15 protein-coding genes and 1 pseudogene are annotated in these 13,013 nt (G+C 69.9%); 5 read left to right on the plus strand and 11 right to left on the minus strand.

The window, feature by feature from the left end:
* Nucleotides 1-295 precede the first annotated feature (295 nt).
* Nucleotides 296-1,405 (minus strand): MFS transporter, encoded by a 1,110-nt coding sequence (locus ACZ6S4_RS00565; protein WP_465472811.1) that lies wholly within the window; start codon nt 1,403-1,405, stop codon nt 296-298.
* Between the two features lie 99 nt (nt 1,406-1,504).
* Here ACZ6S4_RS00565 and ACZ6S4_RS00570 point away from each other — a divergent pair, with 99 nt between their 5' ends.
* Entirely contained in the window at nt 1,505-2,551 is a 1,047-nt protein-coding gene (locus ACZ6S4_RS00570) for a DUF5937 family protein (RefSeq protein WP_465472812.1), read from the plus strand.
* Nucleotides 2,552-2,554: 3 nt separating this feature from the next.
* Here ACZ6S4_RS00570 and ACZ6S4_RS00575 read toward each other — a convergent pair whose 3' ends face one another.
* The 4 genes and pseudogenes from ACZ6S4_RS00575 to ACZ6S4_RS00590 form a co-directional block, all read right to left on the minus strand.
* Entirely contained in the window at nt 2,555-3,142 is a 588-nt protein-coding gene (locus tag ACZ6S4_RS00575; RefSeq protein WP_465472813.1) for a hypothetical protein, read from the minus strand.
* A 327-nt stretch (nt 3,143-3,469) separates the two neighbouring features.
* Nucleotides 3,470-3,736, minus strand: a pseudogene (locus ACZ6S4_RS00580) (PadR family transcriptional regulator); the annotation flags it as partial.
* Nucleotides 3,682-4,038, minus strand: a complete 357-nt coding sequence (locus ACZ6S4_RS00585) for an SAM-dependent methyltransferase (protein WP_465472814.1) — start codon at nt 4,036-4,038, stop codon at nt 3,682-3,684. The pseudogene ACZ6S4_RS00580 and the gene ACZ6S4_RS00585, both read right to left, overlap by 55 nt.
* Nucleotides 4,017-4,961 (minus strand): LysR family transcriptional regulator, encoded by a 945-nt coding sequence (locus tag ACZ6S4_RS00590; RefSeq protein ID WP_465472815.1) that lies wholly within the window; start codon nt 4,959-4,961, stop codon nt 4,017-4,019. The genes ACZ6S4_RS00585 and ACZ6S4_RS00590 overlap by 22 nt, the downstream gene beginning before the upstream one ends.
* A 127-nt stretch (nt 4,962-5,088) precedes the next feature.
* Here ACZ6S4_RS00590 and ACZ6S4_RS00595 point away from each other — a divergent pair, with 127 nt between their 5' ends.
* Nucleotides 5,089-6,384: an MFS transporter gene (locus ACZ6S4_RS00595; protein WP_465472816.1), complete on the plus strand. Its 1,296-nt coding sequence runs from the start codon at nt 5,089-5,091 to the stop codon at nt 6,382-6,384.
* Nucleotides 6,385-6,412: 28 nt separating this feature from the next.
* Here ACZ6S4_RS00595 and ACZ6S4_RS00600 read toward each other — a convergent pair whose 3' ends face one another.
* Nucleotides 6,413-7,318 (minus strand): DUF5996 family protein, encoded by a 906-nt coding sequence (locus ACZ6S4_RS00600; RefSeq protein ID WP_465472817.1) that lies wholly within the window; start codon nt 7,316-7,318, stop codon nt 6,413-6,415.
* 127 nt (nt 7,319-7,445) lie between these two features.
* Here ACZ6S4_RS00600 and ACZ6S4_RS00605 point away from each other — a divergent pair, with 127 nt between their 5' ends.
* Nucleotides 7,446-7,697: a hypothetical protein gene (locus ACZ6S4_RS00605; RefSeq protein WP_465472818.1), complete on the plus strand. Its 252-nt coding sequence runs from the start codon at nt 7,446-7,448 to the stop codon at nt 7,695-7,697.
* A gap of 194 nt (nt 7,698-7,891) precedes the next feature.
* On the opposite strand, the gene ACZ6S4_RS00610 is transcribed toward ACZ6S4_RS00605, so the two are convergent.
* Entirely contained in the window at nt 7,892-8,200 is a 309-nt protein-coding gene (locus ACZ6S4_RS00610; protein WP_465472819.1) for an STAS domain-containing protein, read from the minus strand.
* Between the two features lie 364 nt (nt 8,201-8,564).
* Complete coding sequence (locus ACZ6S4_RS00615) at nt 8,565-10,172, minus strand: cellulase family glycosylhydrolase (protein ID WP_465472820.1); 1,608 nt, start codon at nt 10,170-10,172, stop codon at nt 8,565-8,567.
* 189 nt (nt 10,173-10,361) lie between these two features.
* On the opposite strand from ACZ6S4_RS00615, the gene ACZ6S4_RS00620 reads away from it, so the two are divergent.
* Nucleotides 10,362-10,706: a putative quinol monooxygenase gene (locus tag ACZ6S4_RS00620; protein WP_465472821.1), complete on the plus strand. Its 345-nt coding sequence runs from the start codon at nt 10,362-10,364 to the stop codon at nt 10,704-10,706.
* A gap of 182 nt (nt 10,707-10,888) precedes the next feature.
* Complete coding sequence (locus ACZ6S4_RS00625) at nt 10,889-11,434, plus strand: ATP-binding cassette domain-containing protein (RefSeq protein WP_465472822.1); 546 nt, start codon at nt 10,889-10,891, stop codon at nt 11,432-11,434.
* Here ACZ6S4_RS00625 and ACZ6S4_RS00630 read toward each other — a convergent pair.
* Genes ACZ6S4_RS00630 through ACZ6S4_RS00640 form a run of 3 tightly spaced genes read right to left on the minus strand, consistent with a single transcriptional unit; the run spans nt 11,332 to nt 12,963 of the window.
* On the minus strand, nt 11,332-11,889 hold the full coding sequence (locus ACZ6S4_RS00630; RefSeq protein WP_465472823.1) for an NADPH-dependent FMN reductase: 558 nt from the start codon (nt 11,887-11,889) through the stop codon (nt 11,332-11,334). The two genes, ACZ6S4_RS00625 and ACZ6S4_RS00630, sit on opposite strands and share 103 nt — an antisense overlap.
* Nucleotides 11,886-12,260 (minus strand): SgcJ/EcaC family oxidoreductase, encoded by a 375-nt coding sequence (locus ACZ6S4_RS00635; protein WP_465472824.1) that lies wholly within the window; start codon nt 12,258-12,260, stop codon nt 11,886-11,888. The genes ACZ6S4_RS00630 and ACZ6S4_RS00635 overlap by 4 nt, the downstream gene beginning before the upstream one ends.
* Nucleotide 12,261: 1 nt before the next feature.
* Nucleotides 12,262-12,963 (minus strand): SDR family NAD(P)-dependent oxidoreductase, encoded by a 702-nt coding sequence (locus ACZ6S4_RS00640; RefSeq protein WP_465472825.1) that lies wholly within the window; start codon nt 12,961-12,963, stop codon nt 12,262-12,264.
* Between the last annotated feature and the right edge of the window lie 50 nt (nt 12,964-13,013).

Here is a 13,013-nt window from a genome sequence, read left to right on the forward strand (position 1 = left end):
GTATCTTCGCCCGCACGTCAACACCGAGCCGCATTCATGTTGCATTTCTGATCTTTGCATGACCGGCGAAACGCGAAACGATTACAGAAGGTCGCAGCGCATTGGCTGGCCGAATATGGGCCGGACGATGCACTTACCGTCAGCTATTTGACCAATACGCTCGGTCTGATGGCCGGCGCCATTTGTCGGCGCCTGCAACGTTACGCACGGTGAGTGAGCTGATCTTGCCAGGAGTTCGCAGCCGCGTACTGGACAGAGCGGCCGGCAGTCGGGCATGAGTGCGTTGTACGCCGGCTCAGACCGCCGGTGCCCAGCGGCGGACCGCTGCGGCGGCCGCCAGCGTCGTCCCGGCCAGCGTCACCCACAGCAGACCTGGGCCCGCCGTCAACAGCGTCGTCAGCACAGCCGGGGCGGCCGCATTGCCGAACCCGGTGGAGAGCTGCCACCGGGCCAGGGCGCGGCCGAGCAACCCCGGCGGTGCCGCAGCCGCGACCAGTGCGGTGCCGCTTCCCGCGTACAGGATCTCGCCGAGGGTGTAGAGCACCGCGACCAGGGCGATCGCCGCCGGGCCGGCCGGTTCGGCCGCCCAGAACCCGAGGTACGACGCGGCCAGGACCACGCCGGCGGCCGCCAGGACGCTGCGGCGGGGCAGCCGGCGCAGCCGGACGACCAGCAGCACCTGCATCGCGACGACCAGCACGGTGTTGCCCGCGAACAATGCGGCCGACCAGGCCGGGGGCGCGTCCATCCGGGTGATCAGCAGCGCCGGAAGGGCTACCTCCAGGACGCCGAAGCACAGCGCGTAGGGCAGGTTCACCCACGTCAGGGCTCCGATGCCGACGCCCGTGCTGTCCCCGACCGGCGCCCGGGCCGGTACGGGACGCGGCAGGGAGAGGATGAGCACGCCGGCGACGAGATAGCCGATGCCGTTGACGGCAGCGAGCAGGCGCAGCGAGTCCGCGGCCACGACAGCGATGAGTGCGCCCAGTCCCAGCCCGGCGTTGCGGATCGTCCGGGCCAGGGCGAGCACCCGGTCCGCCGGGCCGTCGGTCAGCGCGGTGACCAGTGCCGCCTGCGCGGTCGGCAGCGCCTGGTTGCCCGCGCCCAGCAGAACCGCGGCCGCGAGGAAGCCGGGCAGGCCGTGGCCCAGCAGCAGCACCACGATGCCCACAGCGCGGATCAGCATCGTCGCCGCCATCGGTGCCCGGCGGCCGCCCGCGTCGATCCAGCGGCCGAGCAGCGGGATGCCGGCGAGTCCGACGAGCAGGCCGGCGGTCAGTGCCAGGCCGGCGGAGGTCGCCGACAGGTGGAGCACGCTGAGGCCGTACAGGAGAAGGAAAGGCCGCAGCAGGCCGGAGCCGAGGGCATCCACCGCCAGGGCGACCGCGAAGCGACGCGAGAACATGCCGACGAGCGTCGGCCTCGCGGGCCGCGGTGGCCCGCGGATTGACGGTTTGCGTCAACTGATGCGGGCGTACGGCGCAAGCAGCGCCACAATAGCGACGTGGCCCTGACCATCGACATCACCGGCCTGCCCGCCGAGCGCCTGCGTTTCGCCGCGTCGCCGCTGGCCGAGCTGGGCGCGATGCTGCACGTGCTGGCCGCGCCCGGTCATCACCCGGCGTTGCAGCCCTGGGCTGCCGGCGTCCTCGCGGGGTGCAAACCGTCGTTCACCGACCGGCTGCTGGAGGCCGAGTTCCTGTGGAGCTCGTCGCGCGCCGACTTCCTGGTGCCGGCCCACCCGCGCCCGACCCTCACCGAGGAGCTCGACGACGTCGACGCGCTCAGCGACGAGGACTACGTGGCGGCCGCGCTCATCACCACCTGCGGATGCTCCCGGCTGTCGTTCCGCCGCAGCGAACCGGAGCGGCTCAAAGACCTTGCGCGGGCTCGCGGCCCGGTCCAGGCCGCCTTCGCCGAACAGCTGCTCGACGATCCCGGCCCGGTCCGGGTACGCGTCCGGAGCCTGCTGGAGGACTGCGTCGAGGAGTTCTTCGGTGAGGCGTGGCGCCGGATCGCCTTCATGCTGGCGGTCGACGCGCGGCGCATGGCCGACCTGCACGAGCAGCAGGGGCTGAGTGCGGCGCTCGCGGCGATGTCCCCGGCGATGACGCTGTCGGAGACGCGCATCGTGGTGGACAAGCTGCAGGACAACTGGACCAGCGCCGAGGACGGGCTGACCTTCATCCCCACGGCGTTCGGCCGCCCGCACCTGCTCACCGTCCACGCGCCGGGTCGCCGGCCGGTCGTGCAGTACCCCACCGCGACCGAGGACCCGGTGCCGCTCGACGTGGTGCGGGGGCGGATCGATGCGCTTGCCCATCCCGTACGGCTCAGGCTCTGCCGGACCTTGGCGCGTGGGCCGCGGACCACGGGTGAGCTGGCGGAAGCGTGGCACCTGAGCACACCGGAGGTCTCGCGGCATCTGGCCGTCCTCAAGAAGGCCGGCCTCACCGTGACCACACGGCGCGGGCGCTACGTCAGCCATCAGTTGGATCTGTCGGTGACGGCGGCGCTGGGTGCCGACCTCATCGCCGTGCTGCTGCGCTGAGGATCAGCGCGCGGAACAGAAGGCCCGCAGGGCGGCCTCGTTGGCTGGGGACATCCACTCGTACGTGCCCCGCAACTGGTCGGCCCGCTGGTCGATCGTCGCTACCGTGACCGCCATGTCGCCCCACGGCATGGTGATGTGCAGCAGACTTCGCACGATGCCGGGCGGCAGGTGGACGCTGTCGGCCGGCGTCGCGCGCAGCAGCAGGCCGCTGGTGGACACGTCCTCGACCTGGCCCGACACCGCCACCAGCCGCCGGCCCGGCTCCGAGTCGAGCTGGGCGGTGCCCGTGGCGGCGTACGTGCCGGGACGCCGCGCGGCACCGCGGCGCTGGACCACGTCGGTGGGTGCTTCACCGGAGTGCGTGAGAACGCCGTCGCGCAGTTCCGCCTCGATCCAGGTGACGCCGGCGTTGCTGACCAGTTCCAGGACGCCGAAGCGGCGGAGGCCCGGGCCGTCGGGGCTGAGCACCGGGATCGGGGGCAGCTCAGCGACGAAGGCCGCGCTCACCTCGGTCAGCACGATCAGCGCCAGCGGCTGCTCCCCTGGGCACCGCAGCAGGAGCGTGCTGCCCGCCGGGACTGTGATCACTCGGGAACGGTCTCACGGCCGTCGCCCGCCCGGCTGCTGCGCTTGCGAGCATCACCCGGCCGTGGGCACCAGCTTTTCCCGTTCGACGCCCCGGCGGGCGAGCACGGCAGCCACCGCGACGACCGCGAAGCCCCAGATCCACAGCCACTGCAGGCTCTGGACCGAGACGAGCGGCCACTCCGAGACGCGCAGCGCGAGCAGGGTTTCGGCGGTCGGCCCGAAGGAGAAGCCCTCCTCGTGCATCATCGCGCCGCTGACGGGTGTCGGCTCGGCAGCTACCGGACGGGGCAGTCGTTGTCGGCGGCGGGTCCAGTCGGGCTCGACGAGGGGGCGGCGCTGCCGCGGGCGCAGCTGCTCGTCGGCGGCGGCCACCCGGCGGCGCAGGCGCTCGGCCTGCTCGGCCATGGCAGCGGCACCGCCGTCGCTGAGCCGGTAGTAGCGGCGCAGCCGGCCGTCGACCGGCTCCTCCCGGTCCACCGCGATCAGACCCTGCTGGCCGAGCCGGTCGAGCGCCCCGTAGAGGGTGCCCGGCCGCAACGTCACCTCGCCGTCGGACAGCGCCGACACCGCCTGGACGATCCCGTATCCGTGCAGCGGCTGGGCCGCGAGCGCGGGTCGGCTGAGTACGGTCGCGGAATGAGCGACACGCCACTGTCGGACGCCATGGCGGAACACGTTGATACCGAAGACCTACACGCGTGGGTCAGGACCATCGGATCGTTGTCGACGTAGAGGACTCTGGCCCGCGGGTTCAGCCGTTGCGCCACCTCGTGGGTGTTCTGCACGGACCGGTTGGAGAGCGGCACATCCGCCCCGCCGGGCGTGAGTGCCGACGGACAGAGTGTACTCAGAAGCCGCCGGGCGCTCATGACGTCTAGCCGGACGGCTGGGCCCATCCCGGCATCCACACGTTCTCGCCGGATGTGTGCGTTCGCCTGGAGCTGAGGTAGTCGCGAAGGGTGCCGAGCGCGGGATGCGGGTTGTCGTCGCGCCAGATCAGGGACATCGGATAGACCGGCGCCGGGTCGCGCACCGGTATGCGCCGCAGATCGTAGCTGTCCGGCCACAGGTACCGGGTGCGTTCGCCGATGAAGGTCGCCAGTTGCGCGGAGTCGGCGATCTCGGCCATCAGTGCCTCGCTGCCGAAGACCGGGCCGGCCACGTCGATGGTGAGGCCGAACGCGGCGGTGAGTTCCTCGTAGTAGCCGGCCCATTCGGTGCCGGCGGCCAGGCCGGGCATCCAGATGCGGTGTTCGGCCAGTTGTGCGGGCGTGACGGCGACGGCGTCAGCGAGGACATGGCGTGGCCCGACAAGTACTTCGTGGTGCTCGTCGATCACCCGCGCGGTCCTGATCGCTCGGGGTAATCGGTGCGCGGGGACGGTGACGGCGTGGAAGGTGGCGTCGATCGTCCCCGCCTCGACGGCGGCGGTCGCGGCATGCACATCGGCGTCCAGGAGGGTCACGACGTCCAGCTCGATCCGTGGATACGTACGGTGGAAGTCCTGCAACAGCACCGCCGGAGCGATTCGCCTGCTGTGCACGTCGACGCGGAGGGCTCGCCGACCGGGCCGAACGGAGGCGTCGGCCCGCGCTGCCACCCGGATCAGCTCCCGCGCGTGGGGCAGGAATGCCTGGCCGTCGATGGTGAGCTGGGCGCCGCGGGCAGTGCGGGTGAACAGCCGGACCTGCAGATCCTTCTCCAGTGCGGCGATGCGCTTCGACACGGCCTGCTGGGTGATCGACAGCGCGGCGGCGGCGTCCTGGAACTGGCCGGCATCCGCGGCGGCCACGAACGTGCGTACGGCGTCGAGATCCACGCGCTGAACCGTACCCACACAACGTCCGGTTGTGGCTCGCCACCGGCTCGGTTGTTTGATCGGTCCGGTCAGGCCCTGCTTTGCTCCCAGCGGTCAACGGCGAGTTGCCCTGAGCGGGAGGTGCGGATTGGCGGCGAGGCGAACCCTGGGCCGGCAGTTCGGCTGGCTGTGGGCGGCGTACGCGGTCAGCGCCTACGGCTCGGGGTTCGGGTTCGGCGCCCTGCCGCTGATCGCCGTGCTGGTGTTGCACGCCGGCCCCGCGCAGGTATCCGCACTGGCCGCGGTCGGTCCGGCGGTCGGTGCGCTGATCGCTCTGCCGCTCGGGCCATGGGTGGAGTTCCGCCGCAAGCGACCGGTGATGATCGCGATGGATCTGGCCCGGTTCGCGGCCATGCTGACGATCCCCCTGGCTTACGCTGCCGGCCGGCTCACGTTCGTGCAATTGCTGGTCGTCTCGGCCTTGGTCGCCGCGGCCAGAATCACGTTCACCGCGGCCGGCGGCGCTTTTCTCAAGGCGCTCGTCGGTCCGGACGACCTGCTGGTGGCCAACGCGCGATTCGAGTCGACGACGTGGAGCTCCATCGCGGTCGGGCCGCCGTTGGGCGGCGCGGCGATCGGTCTGTTCGGGCCGGTCACGACCGTCGTGGCCGACGCGCTGAGCTATCTGCTCTCCGCGCTGGGTCTCACGGCGATCGGCGGCCGGGAAGCACTCCCGCGGCGCACCGGCAAGCGCGGGGTCCGGGCCGGCGAGCTGCTCGACGGCTGGCGGCATTTGCTGAGCCATCCCGGTCTGCGGGCGCTCTACCTCAACCAGCTGCTCGTCGCTGGATTGATCATGGCCAGTGAGCCACTGTTGGCGGTGCTCCTGCTCGGCGAGCTCGGCTTCACGCCCTGGCAGTACGGCCTCGCTTTCGCGGCGCCTTGCCTCGGCGGGCTCCTCGGCTCGCGCCTGGCCCCTCGTGTGGTGTCCCGCTTCGGCCAGCATCGCATCCTGCGTACCGTCGGCACGCTACGCGCGGTCTGGCTGATCGGCCTCGCCTTCGTCCAGCCCGGTGCTGCCGGTCTCGCCACGGTGATCGTGGTCGAACTCGCGATCATCGTCAGCATGAGCCTGTTCAACCCGGTGCTCGCGACCTACCGCCTCGAACACACCGCCGACGACCGCATCGCCCGTACGCTCACGGCCTGGTCGATCAGCAGTAGCGCAGCCATCGCCATCCTCAGCGCGCTCGGTGGCCTGCTGGCCCACGCCACCAGTCCACGCACCGCCCTCACCACCGCGGGACTGCTCATCCTCGCCAGCCCGCTCCTGCTGCCGCGCCGCCCCAGGCCGGAAGCCACACCGGTCCGACAGCCGACAACAGCCGGTTGCCGGCCACAGACAGCAGGTCCCACGGTGGGGCGACACCCTCCTGGGAACTGATGACGCGCGGGACGCCGACGTCAGCCGGTCAGGGCCTGTCGAGCGCCCGGCGGTCCCAGCCACCGAGGTCGGCGGCGGCCTCGTAGGAGGAACGCAGGAACTCGGTGAGCACCGCGTCCGGCTCCTTCACACCGGCCACGGCCTCGTACGGCAGCAGCAGCTCCCGCAGGTCGCGGTCGTAGTACGCGGGCTGGGGGCGGACCGGCCGCTCGGCGTAACCCGCGGGCTCGACGTAGGCGTACGAGTAGAAGGCGCCCTCCTCGCCGCCGCCGGGCCAGAAGCCGAAGCTGGCCAGCTCGTGCGAGTAGCCCTCCCGCATCACCGACGGCGGGCAGTTCGGCGCACCGCCGGGGTGCGGCGGGGCGATGCGGCCGGAGAAACGCGTGTACGCCAGGTCCATCGCGCCCCAGAAGAAGTGCACGGGGCTGGCCTTGCCGACGAACCCGGAGCGGAACCGTCCCAGGACCCCCTCGGCCCGGAGCAACTGCCGCCAGAACAGCTGCGCGGCCTCCCGGTCGTACGCGTCGTGCACCTCGTCCTCGGCGAACGGGACGGCCCGCTCCACCTCGTTGGGCACGGCGTGGATGGTCGTCGCCACGTCCAGCTCGGCCAGCGCGTCCATGGTCTGGCGGTAGAACACGGCGACGGATCTCGGGTCCAACGCGACGGCCCGGTGCCGGCCGTCGGTGGTGCGCAGGTGCAGCCGGTGGTCGAGGAAGTCGAACTCGATCTCGAACCCGCCGTCCCGGTACGGCACCAGCGACGTGGTCAGCCCACAGGCGCTCGGGTACAGCGTGACGTGCCACCAGTGGTTGACCGCGGGCGCGTGCGCCATCCGGATCTTTCCGACAATCTGCAGCCACATGTGCAGCGTGTCCCGGGTTTCGGCCCAGTCCCCCACCCGCAGCCGCGGCCACTGCTTGTCGTCTCGCATCGCGCCAGCCTGGCACACGCGGAACCCCGCCGGCTCGTGTGCGTCAGTCCTCCGGTGCGGGCAGCGCCTCGCGCAAGCCCGCTACTCTCGCCCTGACCGCACCCGACCGATCGGAGCGTGCGCCGCGATGAGCGCCATCGAGGACCCCGGCTCAAGCAGCGCGCCTGCTGGTCCGGACCGAACAAGCGACGACCTGGAACACTGGCTGTCAGATCTGCGCACCGAGGTGTCCGCTGCCCCCCACGAATGGATCAACAAGGATTCCGTCGGCGGGCAACCCACCGACCAAGCGGTCAAGCGCATCCCGCTGACCCACGGAGAACGCGGCACGGACCCTTCCAGGCCAGGCAGCGGTGGGCGCCACCGTGCCGCGGATTAGGCCGATCAGCGGATCCGCGCCCGCTCTCGGAGTCACCGAAACGCGTCTGATCCCCGACCCTCGCTGACGACTGACCCCGCTGACGCCGGCGCCCGGTCGCACACCGTACGGTCCACGACGCCTGACTCGGCACCGCCGCCACCCGCCCACCTCGCCGGCGCCGGGTATGCGCGACATGCGCCGAGTCGACGATCTCATGGCTGGGTCAGCGTCTCCAGCAGACCGGTGATCTGCAGAACCTGGCGGACGCCGGGTTGCGGGCTGGTCAGCCGGAACGAGACTCCGCGCTGGCCGGCGAGGAAGTAGCTCCTGTCGAATGCGGCCAGGCCCGATGAGTCACAGAAAGTCACCTCAGCGATGTCCACGGTCACGTGGGCTGTGCCGTCCGCGGTGATGGCATCGTTCATCGCCCTTTCGAGATCTTCGACGGTAGCCATGTCGATCTCTCCGGCGACACTCAGCCGGACCACACCATTGTCGGTGCCGGCGGCACTCACGATCATGGCCGGTCCGCATCCTCCCTGTCGGTGAGCTGTGCTCCGTCAATGTAGCCGCAGTTCAGGCGGTCGGCGATGATCGACTTCAGATACATCGCGGTGCAGGCCGACGGACTACCGCAGGACGGCCATGGCTGACGCAGCGAGGCCGTGGAGAGTCTGTGCTGCACGGCTCCACCGGTAAGGCATCCTAGGATCCTGATCTGAAGCCTTGCAGCAAGTGCCCCTTATCGGCTCCCTGCTTAACGACGGTGCAGCCGTCGGCCGCGAACGGCGGACTGGTGCGCTGGTGGCGCCGCTCCAGCGGGCTCGCAAGCGGACGCACGACGGGCCGGGACCGCCAAAGCGGCGCCCGGCCCGTCGTGGTGAGTCAGCTGCAGGTGGTGCCGTTCAGGGTGAAACCGGTGGGAGCGGCGGCGTTGCCGGTGTGGTTGGCCTGGAAGCCGATGGAGGCCGAGGCCCCCGGCGCCAGGGTGCCGTTGTAGCCGGCGTTGGTCGCGGTCACCCTGCCGGTGGCCGGGGAGTAGCTCGCGCTCCAGCCGGAGACAATGCTCTGTCCGGCGGCCAGGGTGAAGGCCAGGGTCCAGCCGTTGATGGCCGCCGTGCCGGTGTTGGTGATGGCGATGCTGGCGGTCAGGCCGGTGCTCCACGCGTTGACCGTGCTGCTCACCCGGCAGGCGCCGGCACCGCCCGGGCTGGTGGTCGGCGGGGTGGTGGGTGGCGTGGTGGGCGGTGTGGAGGTGGGCGGCGTGGTCGGCGGCGGGGTGGTGGGCTGGCTGCCGCCGACGGCGCTCATGATGGCGTTGATGATGCCCTGCTGGGTCACCGTGACGGAGCTGCGGTCGAACAGGCCGAAGCCGTGCTGGCCGTTCCAGCCGTTGTCCCAGTAGGCGGTGGCTGCGCCGTACTTCTTGGCGGTCGCCACCACGGCGCGTGCGTAGTCCGCGCGGTAGCGGTTGTTCGTGGAGTCGTACGTCGTCTTGTCGATCGAGCCGTACTCACCGACGAACACCGGATATCCGCGGGTGACGAACTTGTCGTACGTCTTCTTCAGCTGCCCGTCCAGGAAGTCCTCCTGTCCCCAGGTCGACTTCTTCGCGGGGTTCGTCGCGCCCGCGCCCCACTGCGTGATGGTGCCGTCTTCCTGTCCCGCGAAGTCCCAGGGGTCGTAGTAGTGCACCGAGATCATGATGCGCTGCTCGTTGGCCGGGATGGACGACGACCGGTTCTGGTCGGTGGGGATCACGAAGCCGCTGCCCACGGTGTGGTCGATGTTGGTGTTCCAGCCGGGCACCAGCAGCCATCGCGAGGCGTTGGTCCCGCCGGTACGGCGCACGGTGTCCACGAAGATCTGGTTGTAGGCGTTGATGTTCGAGTAGCACGGCTGGGTCGGGTTGCCGTACTGCCCGTCGAAGTTCTCGTTCATGGACTCGAAGATCAGGTGGTCGTTGTAGCTCTGGAACCTGGTCGCGACCTGCTGCCAGACCTTCTGGTACTTGTCCTTGATCGTGGTCTGGTCGGCCGCATCGCAGATCAGCCAGGACCCGGTGACGGTCTTGTACCCGTCGCCGTGCATGTTGATCAGCACGTAGAGGCCCTGCTTGTGGGCGTAGTCGACGACCTCCTGGATGCGGTTCAGCCAGGCGGCGTTGACCGTGTAGTTCGGGCCGGCCCCGATGTGCCCCATGTAGGAGACCGGGATCCGGATCGTCTTGAATCCCGAGGCCCGCACCCGGTCGATGAGGGCCTGCGTCACGACGGGGTTTCCCCACGCCGTCTCGCTGGGGATGCCGTTGTTGTTGGCCTCGAGCGCATTGCCCAGGTTCCAGCCCGCACCCATGTCGGCGACCAGCTGTGAACCGTTCAGCTGGGCCACGACGTCGGCCGAGGCCGGCCTCGTCACGCCGTACACCGTGCCGGCGAAGGCCAGCGTGGCGGCAAGGAGTGCGAGCCCGGCCTTCCTCGCTTTCGAACTCATAGACGTCCCTCTCGTACGGTAGCGGGGCCTTTAAGGTGCGACTTCTTTGTTGACTTACCAGCCAAAGTACCGCAGACATCGACAGTCGTCCATCAGCTGCCGGGACGTTCATCCACGTGATGTCGCACCGCGACGTCATCGTGTAGAGTTCGGGACATCCAGTCGATTCGGGATCTCAGGACCGTCGTCATGACCACCGTCCACACCTCCGGACGCCGGAGCCTGAAAGAATGTGGAGCGATGACCATGATTCTCGAAATCGCCGAGTTGACCGCGAAGCCGGGCAGTGAGAAGGACTTCGCGGAAGCACACGCCACGAGCATTGCGGCGATCGGGCCGGCCGAGGGAATGCTCTCGGCACGCCTCACCCAGGGGGTCGAGACGCCGACGAACTTCGTCCTTCTCGTGGAATGGACCGACCTCGCGGCACACGAGCGTTACCGCGGCACCGAGGACTTCGCCAAGTGGCGCGCGGCGATCGGCCGGTACGTCGCCGGGCCTGCCGCCGTCCAGCACACGCGCGTCGTCGCCTGACCCGCGCCGATCGGCCGGCCCGGAGAATCAATCGTCCTCGGCGTCGCCGCCGGCGTCACGATCGGCCGGTTCCGCCGGCTGCCCGAAACCCTCGAGCCACTGCTGGCGTTCCGGGCGATCCGCCGCCGGTGCTGATTCCGGTGGCCGTGCTCCTGCTCGGCACGGAATGAAGGAGATCACCCGTGCCTGACGGGAGCCCTTTGCTGAGAGTCGAGCATCTGCGGAAGGTCTATGCCACCGCCGCGGGCGACATCGAGGCGATCAGGGATCTCAGTTTCACGATGAGTCACGGCGAACTGGTGTGCGTCGTCGGGCCCTCCGGATGCGGAACGACCACGCTCCTGAAATGCCTGGCCGGATTGCTCCGGCCGACGAGCGGCCTCATGGAGATGGACGGATCGCCGGTGACGGGTCCGAGTCCGGCCATGGCCGTCGTTTTTCAGGAGTACGGCCGCAGCCTCTACCCGTGGCTGACGGTCCGGGGCAATGTCGAACTGCCGCTCCGCCCGGTTCACTCAGCTGCGGACCCACGTCTACGAGCAGATCCAGCGGGCGAAGCGCGGACCGGCCGTGGCCCCGTCATAGTGCCGCCGCGTCGCGGCACTATGACGGCGGCCGCACCGCCTTACTTGCGCAGCGGCTCGAGGGCGGTGCTCCAGGCCACCACCTGGTCCAACAAAGTGGTGAGTTGGGGCTCCTGGTTGGGTCGGGGCTTGAACACGGTGTAGTTCTCGAACTCCGTGGACAGCGAGAGGGCGACCTGCTGGCGTACGTCCGCGATCTGCAGCTCGCCGGCGATCAGCCGCAGGTGTTCCGCGGCCCGGGCGCCGCCGACCGAGCCGTAGGAGACGAAGCCGGCGGCCTTGTTGTTCCACTCGGCGTACAGGTAGTCGATGGCGTTCTTCAGTACGCCCGAGGTGCTGTGGTTGTACTCCGGGGTGACGAAGACGAAGCCGTCGAACGAGGCGATCTTCGCGGCCCACTGCCTGGTGTGGTCGTTGCGGTACTGGCCCATCGACGGCGGGACCGGCTCGTCGAGGTGCGGCAGCGGGTAGTCGCGCAGGTCGACCAGTTCGAACTCGGCGTCGGTGCGCTGCTTGGCGACGTCGAGCACCCAGCGGGCGACCTGCTCGCCGTTGCGGTTGGGGCGGGTGCTGCCGAGGATGATGCCGATGCGGGTCATGACGGGGTGCTCTCCTTCGCGGGGATCCGTGGTGAGACGTGGTAGTGGGCGATCCGCCAGGCGCCCTCGGCCCGGCGCGCCACGACGGTGAGATTGACCGCGATCGGGGGCCGGTCGACGAACGTGAACTCGGCCGTGACCCAGCCCAGCTCGACGTCGTCGGCGAGCTCGCGGGTCTGCAGGATCCGGTACGCCACGGTCATCCCGGCCGGCTGCGCGGCGTAGTACTCCTGCACCCCGGCCCGTCCGATGCTGTACGGGTGCAGACCCTGGAAGACGGCGTCCTCGGTGAACAGGGCGGCCACCTGCTCGGGGTGGTGGCCGTCGATCGCCCGCTGCCAGGCGTCGAGCAGGTTCGGCAGGACCGTCATGTCAGTGCCCCGCACTCTGGCCGCCGTCGACGTGCAGGATCTCGCCGGTGACGAACGGGGCGTTCTCGAGGAAGACGATGGCGTCGGTGACGTCGCTGATCGCGCCGAGCCGGCCGACCGGGTGCAGGCCGGCCAGGAACTCGTGGGTCTCGGCCGGGTGCATGGGGGTCGCGATGACGCCGGGCGAGACCGCGTTGAAGCGGATGCCGCGGGTCGCGTACTCGATGGCCAGGGCCTTGGTCGCCGAGTTGAGGCCGCCCTTGGTGAGCGAGGCGAGCGCGGACGGCAGGCTGCTGTTGGCGTGGTCGGTGAGGCTGGTGGTGACCGTGACGACGTGCCCGCCGCCCTGGACCAGCATCGCCGCGACGGCGCGCTGGGTGATGGTGACGAAGCCCCGCAGGTTGATCCCGGTGACCTGGTCGAAGTCCTCGGCCGTGTAGTCGGCGAACGGCTTGGCGATGAAGATGCCGGCGTTGTTGACCAGCGTGTCGATGCGGCCGAACTCGGCCAGGCCGGCCTCGATGATCCGGGCGCCGACCGCCGGATCGGCGATGTCACCCGGCACGGCGAGCACCCCCGGATCACCGGACGGCGTGATCCCGCGTGAGTTGGCGACCACGTGGTAGCCGAGCTTGCGGTAGGCGGAGACGGTGGCGGCGCCGATGCCCTGGGAGGCTCCGGTGGCGACAGCAACCTTGGTCATGATGCTCCTTCTGGCTGAGGTGAACCTGATGCGGCTGAGGTGAACTTGAT

The sequence above is a fragment of the Actinoplanes sp. NPDC051405 genome (genome assembly GCF_055586185.1).

Bases quoted from the DNA above. Each gene is read 5' to 3' on its own strand.
- ACZ6S4_RS00605 (WP_465472818.1), top strand. From the start codon at position 7,446: ATGAGCGCCATCGAGGACCCCGGCTCAAGCAGCGCGCCTGCTGGTCCG.
- ACZ6S4_RS00640 (WP_465472825.1), bottom strand. From the start codon at position 12,963: ATGACCAAGGTTGCTGTCGCCACCGGAGCCTCCCAGGGCATCGGCGCC.
- ACZ6S4_RS00630 (WP_465472823.1), bottom strand. From the start codon at position 11,889: ATGACCCGCATCGGCATCATCCTCGGCAGCACCCGCCCCAACCGCAAC.
- ACZ6S4_RS00635 (WP_465472824.1), bottom strand. From the start codon at position 12,260: ATGACGGTCCTGCCGAACCTGCTCGACGCCTGGCAGCGGGCGATCGAC.
- ACZ6S4_RS00620 (WP_465472821.1), top strand. From the start codon at position 10,362: ATGACCACCGTCCACACCTCCGGACGCCGGAGCCTGAAAGAATGTGGA.
- ACZ6S4_RS00565 (WP_465472811.1), bottom strand. From the start codon at position 1,405: ATGTTCTCGCGTCGCTTCGCGGTCGCCCTGGCGGTGGATGCCCTCGGC.
- ACZ6S4_RS00585 (WP_465472814.1), bottom strand. From the start codon at position 4,038: ATGGGCCCAGCCGTCCGGCTAGACGTCATGAGCGCCCGGCGGCTTCTG.
- ACZ6S4_RS00615 (WP_465472820.1), bottom strand. From the start codon at position 10,172: ATGAGTTCGAAAGCGAGGAAGGCCGGGCTCGCACTCCTTGCCGCCACG.
- ACZ6S4_RS00610 (WP_465472819.1), bottom strand. From the start codon at position 8,200: ATGATCGTGAGTGCCGCCGGCACCGACAATGGTGTGGTCCGGCTGAGT.
- ACZ6S4_RS00600 (WP_465472817.1), bottom strand. From the start codon at position 7,318: ATGCGAGACGACAAGCAGTGGCCGCGGCTGCGGGTGGGGGACTGGGCC.